This is a genomic window from Streptomyces sp. NPDC059900, from assembly GCF_050270335.1.
Taxonomy (GTDB): Bacteria; Actinomycetota; Actinomycetes; order Streptomycetales; family Streptomycetaceae; genus Streptomyces.
In genome coordinates this window covers 1-11,176 of record NZ_JBNNJZ010000262.1, presented here as the reverse complement: position 1 = coordinate 11,176, position 11,176 = coordinate 1, and the positions used below count along the sequence as shown (strand labels likewise).

At 68.0% G+C, this 11,176-nt stretch carries 15 protein-coding genes; 2 read left to right on the top strand and 13 right to left on the bottom strand.

Annotated elements, in window-relative coordinates; all coding sequences use genetic code 11:
* Positions 1-57 precede the first annotated feature (57 nt).
* The 13 genes from ACQKIP_RS27885 to ACQKIP_RS27825 form a co-directional block, all read right to left on the bottom strand.
* Entirely contained in the window at positions 58-1,386 is a 1,329-nt protein-coding gene (locus ACQKIP_RS27885) for a CpaF family protein (RefSeq protein ID WP_427744432.1), read from the bottom strand.
* Entirely contained in the window at positions 1,386-2,237 is an 852-nt protein-coding gene (locus ACQKIP_RS27880) for a MinD/ParA family ATP-binding protein (RefSeq protein WP_365865458.1), read from the bottom strand. The genes ACQKIP_RS27885 and ACQKIP_RS27880 overlap by 1 nt, the downstream gene beginning before the upstream one ends.
* Complete coding sequence (locus ACQKIP_RS27875; RefSeq protein ID WP_427744429.1) at positions 2,237-2,770, bottom strand: SAF domain-containing protein; 534 nt, start codon at positions 2,768-2,770, stop codon at positions 2,237-2,239. The genes ACQKIP_RS27880 and ACQKIP_RS27875 overlap by 1 nt, the downstream gene beginning before the upstream one ends.
* 269 nt (positions 2,771-3,039) lie before the next feature.
* Positions 3,040-3,645, bottom strand: coding sequence for a hypothetical protein (locus ACQKIP_RS27870; protein WP_427744427.1), 606 nt, complete (start codon positions 3,643-3,645; stop codon positions 3,040-3,042).
* A 260-nt stretch (positions 3,646-3,905) separates the two neighbouring features.
* Positions 3,906-4,166: a hypothetical protein gene (locus ACQKIP_RS27865; protein ID WP_365865464.1), complete on the bottom strand. Its 261-nt coding sequence runs from the start codon at positions 4,164-4,166 to the stop codon at positions 3,906-3,908.
* A 592-nt stretch (positions 4,167-4,758) separates the two neighbouring features.
* Positions 4,759-5,238 (bottom strand): ATP-binding protein, encoded by a 480-nt coding sequence (locus tag ACQKIP_RS27860; protein ID WP_365865466.1) that lies wholly within the window; start codon positions 5,236-5,238, stop codon positions 4,759-4,761.
* Between the two features lie 496 nt (positions 5,239-5,734).
* The gene (locus ACQKIP_RS27855) at positions 5,735-6,163 is read right to left on the bottom strand and encodes an NUDIX hydrolase (RefSeq protein ID WP_365865468.1); all 429 of its coding nucleotides are present in this window, start codon (positions 6,161-6,163) and stop codon (positions 5,735-5,737) included.
* Positions 6,164-6,181: 18 nt separating this feature from the next.
* Positions 6,182-7,003, bottom strand: a complete 822-nt coding sequence (locus tag ACQKIP_RS27850; RefSeq protein WP_365865470.1) for an STM4013/SEN3800 family hydrolase — start codon at positions 7,001-7,003, stop codon at positions 6,182-6,184.
* Positions 7,000-7,482, bottom strand: a complete 483-nt coding sequence (locus ACQKIP_RS27845) for a hypothetical protein (RefSeq protein ID WP_365865472.1) — start codon at positions 7,480-7,482, stop codon at positions 7,000-7,002. Before ACQKIP_RS27845 ends, ACQKIP_RS27850 begins: the two co-directional genes overlap by 4 nt.
* Positions 7,475-8,113 (bottom strand): dTMP kinase, encoded by a 639-nt coding sequence (locus tag ACQKIP_RS27840; protein WP_365865473.1) that lies wholly within the window; start codon positions 8,111-8,113, stop codon positions 7,475-7,477. Before ACQKIP_RS27840 ends, ACQKIP_RS27845 begins: the two co-directional genes overlap by 8 nt.
* A 1-nt stretch (position 8,114) precedes the next feature.
* A complete protein-coding gene (locus ACQKIP_RS27835) occupies positions 8,115-9,152 on the bottom strand; it encodes a radical SAM protein (RefSeq protein ID WP_365865475.1) in 1,038 nt (345 codons plus the stop codon).
* Between the two features lie 241 nt (positions 9,153-9,393).
* Positions 9,394-9,807 carry a hypothetical protein gene (locus tag ACQKIP_RS27830; RefSeq protein WP_365865477.1) on the bottom strand — a complete coding sequence of 138 codons (414 nt, stop codon included), beginning with the start codon at positions 9,805-9,807 and terminating at the stop codon, positions 9,394-9,396.
* Entirely contained in the window at positions 9,804-10,208 is a 405-nt protein-coding gene (locus tag ACQKIP_RS27825) for an ATP-binding protein (protein ID WP_365865478.1), read from the bottom strand. The genes ACQKIP_RS27830 and ACQKIP_RS27825 overlap by 4 nt, the downstream gene beginning before the upstream one ends.
* On the opposite strand from ACQKIP_RS27825, the gene ACQKIP_RS27820 reads away from it, so the two are divergent.
* Both ACQKIP_RS27820 and ACQKIP_RS27815 read left to right on the top strand, forming a co-directional pair.
* Positions 10,207-10,374, top strand: a complete 168-nt coding sequence (locus ACQKIP_RS27820) for a hypothetical protein (RefSeq protein WP_365865480.1) — start codon at positions 10,207-10,209, stop codon at positions 10,372-10,374. The genes ACQKIP_RS27825 and ACQKIP_RS27820 overlap by 2 nt on opposite strands.
* 141 nt (positions 10,375-10,515) lie before the next feature.
* Positions 10,516-11,176: helix-turn-helix domain-containing protein (locus tag ACQKIP_RS27815; protein WP_427744421.1), on the top strand; the 661-nt coding region annotated here is incomplete at its 3' end.

Genomic DNA, 11,176 nt, shown 5'->3' with positions numbered 1-11,176 from the left:
CCCCTACGAAGAACGCGAATCCCGCGCCCAGCAGCAGGCCGATGAGTACACCGTGGGTCATGAACTCCTCCCCTGCCGTTCCCCGCGCATCAGCGCCACATCCAGTCCGGCATTGACCAGGTCGTCGAAGGTCTCTAGGCGCAGCGGCGCCCCGGGCACGGCTCGCCGGTCCGGGCCGGGCCGGTAGACCTCGTTGGAGACGATCTGTGCACCGTCCGCGTCCACGACCTCGCGAATGGAGTCGATGGCACGTCGCCCCCGCACGTCCCAGCCCAGGTGGACCACGAAGTGCACGGCGGAGGCGACCAGCAGGTTCGTCGCCTCCAGCGACAGCCGCTCCGGAGACTGGGCGGCGTAGGCGGCGAGCTTGGTGAACACCCCGCGCGAGGTGGAGGCGTGGATCGTGGACAGCGAGCCGTCGTTGCCCTGGCTCATCGCGTTGCACATGGGCACGACTTCCGCGCCACGGATCTCCCCAACGATGACCCGGTCCGGGGACATCCGCAGCCCCCAGCGCACCAGCTCCGCTTGATCGACCGCGCCCTCGCCTTCCAGGTTCGCCTCGCGCGCCTGCAGGGCCATCACGTTACGGTGCCCCTCGGTGTCTTCGTGGAGCCCGAGTTCGAGGGTGTCCTCAATGGTCACCAGCCGTTCGTGCGGTGCGATGACCGAGGCCAGTCCCCGGGCCACGGTGGTCTTCCCGACGTTGGTTCCACCGCCGATGATGATGTTCTTGCGGGCCAGCACCAGCGCGGACAGGAACGCCGCCATCGGTCGGTCGCACACGCCAAGACGATCGACCAGGTCGTCCATCGACACCCGCTTGAAGCGGTGCCTGCGGATCGTCAGGCCCACCCGGTGCGAGAGGGCCATCACCGCGAACAGTCGGGAACCGTCCGGCAGACAGACGTTCAGGCTCGGCGAACCCCGGTCGAAGCGCCGTTCCTCCAGGCCCGACCGGGCAGCGATCTGGCGTACGAGGTCGATGAGTTCTCCGTCGGAGGCGGCCACCGGGGCACGCTGCTCCTGGCTGCCGTCGGCGTAGCGGACGAAGACCTGGTCAGCGCCGTTGATCTGGATGTTCTCGATGCGCTCGTCTGCCAGGAGTTCCTGGAGCGGGCCGAGGCCGAACAATGCCTCCATCACCGAGCGTTCCAGGGCTTCTCGCTCACCGTCCATCAGGGTGGGCTTGCCTACCCGCAGCCGCCCCTGGTTGTGGGAGGCGATCTCATCGGCGAGCAGCTTGCGCGCCAGTACGCGTCGTTCACCGCTGCTCTGCACGGGCAGCCCGGCCTCACTTCGGGAGTGCGCGAATCCCGTCAGGGTCCGGGCGATGTTCTCCCGGAATTTTTCGGCGGCGTGCTGCTCTTCCAGAGTGCTGTCCATCACGGCATCTCGCTCCTCTGCACAGAAGGCAGCGCTGCGGGCCAGCCGGGCGGCTGCGGGGGTACGGCTGGGGAGCCGAGCTGTGCGAGCTCGCCGCACAGCCCGCCACGGCCCGGCTCGCTGTCGGCTCCGTTCAGTTGGCGGGCCAAGGCGACGGCTGCCCGGGGCAAAGGAGCGCGGCCCCATCGCCGGGGAGTCATGTGGGCGGCGCCGACCAGAGCTGCCGCCGCGCGTGCATCCTGCGGCAGCACATGGATCTGGGCCTGCTCCATCCGCAGGGCCTGGGCGATGTCGGCCTCGGAGTAGCGGCACTCCCCCATCACCACGAGCTCTGGCCGGAACGCCTCCAGCCACTCGGGACGTGCCGCGACGTGCGCCAGCGCATCCGCCTCACCCCGGGCGACCAGCACCACCCGGTCCGCCAACCGCGCCAGCTCCTCCGACGGAGCACCGCCCAGGCGCCCCAGATCAAGCAGCACCACCCCCGCGCTGTCGCCGCCCCCGCGCAGCACCGACGGGCACGCCGCGACCTCCGTGACACAGGGCGCAGCCTGCTGCCCTCCCGTCGGGGCCACGACAACCCGCAGGCTGCCCGCGACGACCTGCGCACAGCCGTCCAGTTCCCCGGCGCCCCTCTCCGTGCCGCCGTGCCGGGCGCCGGCCGCCAGCGCGAGCAGCCCCGCCGAGTCCGGCAGGCCGAACCGCACGGCGAGATCTCCACCGTCGGCATCCGCCTCCACCACCACCGGCCGCGCCCCGCCTCCCGCCGGCCAGGCCGCGGCGAGCGCCAGGGCCAGCGTGGTCACCCCCGGTGCCCCCTTGAACGATCCGAGGGCCACGATCTGCCGCATCACGACACCTCCTTCACCGACTCGCTCAGCACCGCGATCCGCGGCTCGGGCATCTGCGCCACCCGCCTCACCGCCGCACCCTCCACCAGCACGGTCACCGCCCCCTTGCCGGACGCCGATTCCGGCCGCCCCACCGCGTTGACCACGCCAAGCACCGGATCAGGAAGCTTCGCGTCTTCGTCGGCTGCCGCACGCCCGCCCGGTTCGAGGCCCGGCACGACGGCCACCCGCTGCCCGCCCGCCAGGCCCGCAGGCAGCATCCCCGCCTCTACGCCGACCACAGCCAGCGCCAGCCCTTGGGGAGGAAAGCCCGCCCTGTCCCCCACCTGTCCGGGCGCGAGCAACTGCCTAGCGGTCAACGGCACCACAGCACGCCGCCCGACGATCGCCCCGCGCCGCTCAGCCGCGACGACCTGGTTGGCGTCATCCACTCCAAGTCGTACGACGCCGACATCACGGCCTTCGATCACCTCGCCCGCAGCAACCGGCCGCACCACCGACAACACCGGCTGCCGCTCCCCCGCATTGCCCACCAGCCACGCCGCTCCGCCCGCACACGCCACCGCTCCCGCCACACCGAGCGCGACCAAGCCCGGCCGCCAACGCCGCTGCATCCCCACCGGCCCGGCACTGGAAGGCGGCTCGTCACCCGGCGGCCGCGGTGGTTTCAGCGTCCCCCACGTGCCGTTCGCGCCCGCAGGCCTGGAAGAAGACATAGAGGTACCCACACTCCACCCCACTTGATCAATGAGAGACTTTGCGGCGCCGACCTGGCGCCCCCTACACCCGCCCTGCTGCAGGGTCAGGACACGACCAACGCCTGCGCCTCAGCCACCCGCAACGACATCTGCGCTTGCGTCTGCAGCCCCGGAACAGTCCCCTGCTCGCCCCCGCCGTGCCACTCCACATCCCAGGTAACGGTCACCGAAATCGTGAACGCCTCCTCCGGCTGCCCCGCCGACGACCGCGCATAGGTGTGTCCACAGTCCGGAGACTCAGATTCCGCCGCGTACTTCACCGAATACGCAGTCCCTGCCCCCTTGCACATCACTGTCGTGCCATCGCCCATGCGCCACGTAGCGCTGCGCGGTATCGCCGTAGCCGTAACTGACACACCCGGCACCTTCGCGGTCTCCGACACCGGTTTCCACATCACCCGGTCCAGCCACATCCAGGTCGGCACCCGCACCAACTGGGCATATGTCTCATCGGGATTGGTCCGAATTTCCGGGTCGGGCAGCACCAACTCCCGCACTGCCTGCTGTGCCACGACAGCAGGCTCCGGACGAGCTCCGCCGCCCTTCTTACCGCCCGCCGGCTCCTTGTCACCCGGTTCAGCGAAGTTCTGCCCAGGCAGGGGAACACCGCGCGGACCGTACATCTGGCCCGGCCGACGCTTCCACTCCATCGCGCCACTTCCAGAACTCGCACCTCCGCGCGTCGCCCCCGCACCCCCGGAAGCAGAGCCCGGAGCAGGGTTCCCGCGAGACGGAGGACGCGCTTTGCTCGCCGCACCGACGCCACACTTTCCGGCATGGCACTTCACGCCAGTGCCGAGATCCATGCTGGGGTCCGGTTCAGCGCTCGCCCGAGTTGGCGCAGCCAGCACCCCGAGCATTGCTGACGCCACAACGAAGGCGGCCATGGACTTCGCCAAGAGACGCGGCCTCAGTCCATGCATGACCCCGCCTCCCCCCAGTAGAGCTCGGAGACCATCCACTTTCCGGATTTGAAGGCGACGGTCGCCTCTGTGTGGTAGTGCGCACCCGCGACGCCATCAGGGGAACTAGAGGGCTTGACCTGAACCCACTTGGAGCCGTCAACGCAGTCCAACAGTTCGAACTCGTTCTTGCCCGACTTCACCACCGTCGGGGCAATGCTGGCCGCACCCCGGTTAGTGACCCCCTTCTCACGGGCCTGCTCCATCATGTAGCGCAACAGACTGAGGCCATCGCCCTTGGCGTGGTCGTTTAGGCGAGGGTGCTTGGGGTCGGACGTACGCGAGGCGGCTGCGGCGTCCTCCCACATCGCCCGGTACGCGGCAATCGCATTGCTCTCCCCTGCGCGCACAGGAGACGGCGACAGGGAGGGAGGAAGCGATGAAGGTGCTTTGACGGCCTGTGAAGCGTTCACGTGCTGTGGGCCAGGCGAGTGCCCCGTACAAGCACTCAGACCAAGCGCCAGCCCTGCGGCGCAAAGCGCCGTAGCCGCCCAGCGCGTTCTCTTCTTCGTCATACGCCCCCGCTCTCACCAGCCACGCATCACACAGAGTGCCCGAGTGATCACCATGTGGTGGACCCGTCATGCCCCAGGATCGCGGTGGGTTAAACGCACTGCGGAAGGATCGCCTCCCTTTCACCCTTACGGTGCGGGCCCCGTCAACGCAGACCAAGCACAGACACCACAACACGTATGTAGAAAACCTGAGTTGACGGTTCCAGAGGGTGCATAAGCGGCCGTATAGACCCAGCGTTGAGAGAGTGCGGCGGACGTCAACTCGAACGACGCCCGCCGCACTCCCTCAGCTACTGCACGAACTTACGTCCACCCAGATGCACTTACCGCCCGAGGTTCGGCGAACGCCCCAATTCCCCTGGCTGAGATAGTTCACGATCCCCAGACCTCTCCCCCGCTCAGACAGGGACTCGCACAGGGCGTCCAGACCACCGCCCCGATCAATCTCCTGGGGCTCGAAAGGCACGGAGGAGAGGGCCGAGGTCACCACGGGCATCCGGCAACACCCGTCATGCACCTCGCAGAACAGTTGCCGCGCGGTGTGCCGCAGGCAGACCGCGTACGGCCCACACGCATGCTCGACGGCATTGGCCACAAGCTCGGACACCGCGAGCACAGCGTTCTCGGCGACGTCTCCGGGTACTTCAAGCCTGGCGAACTCGACGCACACAACCGCACGCGCTTGCCCTACCGGATTCTCAACCCCTGCGCCCCAGCTGTACAGCTGCCGAGACACGGGCGCACCTTGACCCGCAGTGGGATTCATCGCACACCTCCGCGCTGCGCGTGACGACCGCTTCCCACCCGGCGATGACGACCGGGCCCGCGGCGAAAGCACACGCGTACGTCCTCCAGCGCGCACGCGGCCGAGACGGACAGCGTGCTCAGCAAGAGCGCACCGGTAAGTGGCAGAGACAGAAACATGGCGGCCTCCCGTGGTCGCGGCATTGGGCCGCGCCCACCACACCCCCCGCTCGAACAAGAGCGGAACGCTCTGATCCGAAGTGATCGACACTGCCGAAGTGCTCACCGACCAGCTCCGAAGACGCCCGAAGCGCTCTCCGACTCCGCCGCAATAACAATGGTCAGGACACAAACCCACGCCAGGTCGCCCCTCAGCACCGCCAGGGACGGTGGCGAGCCGTAGTCCCTCACCGGCCACCGACGTGATGGTTCGAGCGCCTGTGCGGCATGGCTCCGCCCGGCGCGTTGTGCACCGGTCCGGTCGGGCGAGCGTGAAGGGCCTGCAGACAGTGCAGTCGTCAGGGGGTGGAGCGGGCTGCCAGGAGGAGGGCAAGAGGGCCTGCGGGCAGCAGGAAGCGTCCGCGCTCGGCCTCCTGAAGTGCAGTGTCGAGCGGCCACCAGTCCAGCTTGAAGCCCTGTTCGCTTTCGGTGAGTTCTTGCGCGCCCAAAGTGAGCTGCTGGGCCAGGAACAGGTCGATGCGGGCCGTTGAGGCGAGCGTCATGGCGTAGCTGCCCAGGTGTTTCCAGGAGGAAGCGGTGACGCCGGCCTCTTCCTTCAATTCACGGCGGGCGCAGGTGGCCGCGTCCTCGTTGTCCTCGCGACGGCCGCCCGGTAGGAACAGGTATTCGCCGCCGTGTTTGGGAAAGTGCGCGCTGAGGATCGCGACGTGGTGGTCGTCGTCGACCGCCGCGACCACGGAAGCGTCGCGCGTGGGTGCATCGCTCATGGGCGGTGAGCGTAGCGGTCATGGCTGGACCCAAGCGGCATACGGCACGGTGGTCACGCTGGGATGCACGATGCCCCGGCCGTGAAAGCCGTCGTCGCCGTAGGCGTCTCCGTGGTCGGCGCACATGATAATCAGCCACGATCGGGCAGCGGTGAGCTGATCGACGAGCCGGCCCAGGTGCGCATCGGCGTAGGCCAGCGCCGCTTGTTGGGAGGAGACGGTGTCGGTGCTCTGGCCGAGGTAGTGACCATGCGGGACGTGCGTTGCGCTTACGTTGATGAACAGGTAGAGCGGCCGGTTCGCGTATTGCTCGGCAAGAGCGAGAGCCTGGTCGACCTGGTGCCGGGTGGAGTCCGGCTCGGGAGAGCAGAACTCAGGGCGCCAGTGGTCTTCGTCGAACAGGTCGGGCAGCACGCTGCCGAGCGGTGTCTCCCGGGAGAAGTAGGTGACGCCTCCCACGCACACCGTGCGATAGCCGTGGGTCTTCAGCCCTTGCAACAGGTTGGGGGCGTCGAACACGAAGGTCCGCTCGTCGACTTCCTTGAAGACCGGGGGACGGCACTCCCACAGGCGCGGCGGCTGGCGGGGCGTTGGCAGCTTGGGCAGGAAACCGGAGAAGAAGGCGGTGTGGGCGGGCAGCGTGAACGTGCCCGGCGTCCACCGGCGCTCCCACCGTCCGGCGGGCAGCAGCCGGGCCAGCTGTGGAGTGCGGCCCTCGCCCAGGGCGCTCTTGGCGACGTCATAGCGCAGTGAGTCGAGCGTCACGAACAGGATCGGGAGGCCGGTGGTCACGATGTGCGTAGCATCGATCGCACCGGTCGCGTGGGGCGCGGTGTTCATCGCGCGGCCTCCTCACGGTAGTCGAGCACGCCGCGCGCGCCGTCGTTGACGGGGATCGGGACGTGGTCGGTGTCGATGAGGGCGCGGATGCGGTCGAGGCCGGACCGTTCTGTCAGGCGTTCGCCCAGCACGTCGTACAAGGTGATGGTGACCGTGTCGTCCTGGCTGGTCGTGATGTAGGCGCAGACGGCGTTCTCGTCCTTGCGGACAGCCAGCAGGCCGTCCTCATCTACCGCGCCCACCAGGACGGTGGTGTGGCATCTGTAGTGCTGGGCGTTGACGGCGCCACGGGCGAAGCGGGTTGCGTATTCCGTGCTCACCGGGTGCCCGTCGTGTCCGACCACGGCCCGGGAGGCGCCGCGCGTGACGACCAGGCAGGAGCCGAGCCACCAGGCGACACCGGCGTGGATCTGGTCGGGGTGGGTGCCGCTGGCGCCGCTTCCCGTGATGACGGCGGTCGTGTCGATGGGGTTAAGCACGGGAGCGCTCCAGGGTGTGCTTGATCTCGTGGGCGAGTTGGTCGGGGGTTTTGCCGTCGGTGCCGACCCAGACCGCGCTCGGGTCGGTGGCGGCGACGGCCTCGAAGTTCCATAGCAGTTGCTTAAGGCGGCCGGGCACCGCGAACAGGTCCCGGTCGTCCTGCTTGACGTCCTGCTTGGCGTGGAGCCGGGCCTTGAGCGTCTCCTCGGAACAGCGCAGGTAGAAGGTGACGGTGGGGCGGGCCACGTAGGGCAGGAACGGGGCGGCGAGCTGGCGTACGTGTTCGAGTCCGATGTTGTGGACGGCGGCGTGGCAGGCGATCACGGAGGACTGGTAGCGGTCGGCTACCACCGGGCTGATCTGCCGGGCGGTGCGGACACGGTCTGCGGCGTGCAGCAGGCCGGAGAGGTAGAAGGCGAGCTGGGGCAGCGGGGCGAGACGGTCGTTGACCGTCTTGGACCAGTCGTTGTGCGGTTTGGGCAGGGTGTGCAGGTGCGCCGCCTTAAGCTGCTGAGTCAGCAGCCGGGTCAGGGTCGACTTTCCGATGCCGGAGACCCCTTCGAGAACGATGAACGGCAGCTCGCTGTCTTCGTAGGTGCGCGGCCGATAGGCGACGGGCAGGTCGTTCACGTCACAGGGTTCCTTCCGTAAAGGCGGTGATGTGGCGGGCGACGGCCGCGGTCAGGGCGAGCGGGTCGTCGAGGTGGGTGCGCAGGTCAAGGCGCAGGTCCTCGCGCAGAAGGCAGGGTTGAAGGCCACCTGCCTGGTCGACGCGCAGCGCCCAGAAGCCTTCGATGCACTGGGGGCGCAGCGGGCAGGTGCCGCACTGGCCGACGTGATGTCGCCCGAGGTCGCGGTGGATGACGTCGATCTCGACGCCGTCGATACGAAACACCCGACGCCCCTGCCCGACCCCGGCGATCTCGGTGTGCTCCTGGCTGGTGAGGCTGCGCAGGTAGCGGATAAGACCGTCGGCAGACACGGCTGCCGACGAGCCGGACGCGTTGTAGTCGGTGTCGACGAGCTCGATGAACTGCACTGGCATCCTGCGTTCGAGCGCGTAGTCGAGAATCGGCAGAACCTCGTGCTCGTTCTGACGCTGTAAGAGGCAGTTCAGCTCGACACGAGGAACGATTTCCCGAGCCGCTTCGATGCCGTCGAGGATGGCGCGGATGCCCTTGTGGACCTTCGCGATCTCCATCAGCGACTGGTCGGAGAAGTAGTGCAGCGACACCTTCACCTTGTCCAGCGGGGTGCGGGCCAGCCACTCCTGGTTGCGGCGCAGCAGTAAGCCGTTGGTGATGAGGGTGTAGGAGGCGTCCGGGGCGGCGGACGGCAGTGCCTCAAGGACAGGGCGGGCCCAGCGGGAGGTGAGGGGCTCGCCGCCGGTGAAGTACACCCGCTTGAGTCCGGAGCCCATCAGGCTGGTGATGGTCTGCACGTACGCGGCGGCATCGAACTGCCGCTCTCGGGGCTTCTTGCTGTGATCGCAGTGGGCCTCCGGCGGCGGGACGTCGCCTTCGTTGTGGCAGAACCAGCATCTGGCGTTGCAGTGCGGGGTGAGGGAGACCCGCAGCTGGCCGCGCAGGGCGGCGAAGTTATGCAATGCCGTGTAGTCGACGTCGCTGGTCGCCGGGATCGGCGTGGGGAGGTTAAAGGGTACGGGCATGGGAGCCTCCGGAGATCGGGGAGCGGGGCCGTGTGCGCCGGGCAGCTGCGGAACTGGATGGGCTATGGCATCTCGGGCACGGGCGACTTGCCTCATGGAATCGATCGCCCAGCGGCTTCCGCACCCGCTGCAGCTCGTCATCCGCCCTGCGGGAGATCGGCACTCCGGCATCCGCGGGCGTGTGAAGTCCGCCCTGGATCGGATACGCCAGGAGATCGCGGCATAGCTGGACACGGGTCCCTCATGCGCTTGGCCTCTCGTTATATGGGGCCAGGGCAGCTGCGCGGCTGCCGGCATCGGAGGGGAGGAAGACTGGGCGCGCGCTGAACTCGTAGTGGGTGCTGCCCTCTCTGACGAGGTGCACGTACATCTCACCAACCGTCAGGGAGGTCACCGCTTCGCGTGCACGGCCACGGTCACTCAGCCAAGAGAGAACGGCGGCTGCAGCGTGCGGCTCCTCCATCTGCCAGACCGCATGACGGGCACGCCAGCGCAGCCACGCCAGGGCGCGCGCAGGCGTCTGCGCGACGTGGCCGGCGATCTGGAAGGCCCGTAGCGGAGGGCCGAAGCTCTGGTCGTATCCGTTGAACTCGGCCCAGTATCCGGCGGCGTGCTGCTGCGGCGCCGTGGTCCAGTGGCTGCGCATGCGATTCATGGAGCTTTCACCTCGCTCACGCAGATCTCGAACCACACGCTCTTGCCGATCGGCCCGGGTTCGACACCCCAGCGGTCGGCGAGGCTGTCGACGAGCGCGAGGCCACGGCCGGACAGGGCAGACCAGTCGGGTTCTTTCTGCACGGGAAGTTCGTTGCTGGTGTCTTCAACAACCACCCGGATACGGTCGACTTGGTGCTGGAGGGTGAGGACGCAGTACGGGGAGCGGGTGTGCCTATCGACGTTGGCGAGGAGTTCGTTGACGCAACAGACCACCGAGTCCGCGAGCGCCGCCAGCCCCCACCGCCGAACGTGAACCGTCACGAGACGACGTACCACCGTCAACACGTCCGGATTCGCCATAAGTTCTCGCCGGTACTCCTTCGTGCCTGCCTCGGCCATGCCGTTCGCGCCTCCGCCGACTCCCGGGTCAACATGGCACCAGTTCCTGCACGGCTGGTTCATCACTGATTTCTCCATCGACATGAGCCAGCAGGTCGAGGAGGTCGGAGCGCACCCGGCGGATGCAAAGCCGCAGGCGCCCCCGCTGGCCGGGGTCGCCTTCTGAAGCCTGGTCATGCACCTATCGCACCGCGTGGCGACGCCCTCGACCAGGGGAATCCGGAGGGGGAAAAACCTGGCAAGGGGGGAAATCCGAGGGGGATTTGAGGCCATGATTGGAATCCGCCCACCGCCAGAGGTCACACTCATGCCAGCAGATGCGTTCGCCGAGCTGCTTCTCCGGCTCAGGAAGGAAGCGGGCCGGAGCCAGGAGCAGCAGGCAGCCGCTATCAACGCCGTCTCCGGTCGGGACACCGTGACCCGCCGCGAGGTCAGCCGCTATGAGAATTTTGACAACGTCCCGACAAACCACACGCTTGCGCACATCGCAGCGGCCTGCGGCGTCCCCTTCGAGGAGCTGCAGCTGGAGGCCAAAGCCGCCCGCACCAGGCGCAGGCAGGAGTACGTCCGTGAAGTGGAGGACCTGGACGACGTGAAGCGCCGCACGCTACTTGGAAGTGCTGCCATCGGTGCAGCCACCGCTGCCGAACCCTGGGGGCGACTAGCCTGCGCCCTCAGCAAGGGATCCAAGATCGATGCGACCTCTGCGGCGGCCCTCATCGATCGAGCCGCTGAACTACACGTGCAGGAGCTAAATCTCAGCGCCCGTCGCTTGCAGAGCACAGTCGAGTCGCACCTCGACGCGATCACGGCCGCTCTGCCGCGCGCCGGCGAGCATGAACGGGCCCTGACCATCGCCGCCGGGGAGACCGCCGCCCTGGCCGGATGGGTGGCGTGGGACTTGGGAGAGCACGACAAGGCCGGCGCCTACTACAAGGTCACATCGGAGTGTGCACAGACCGCAGGTC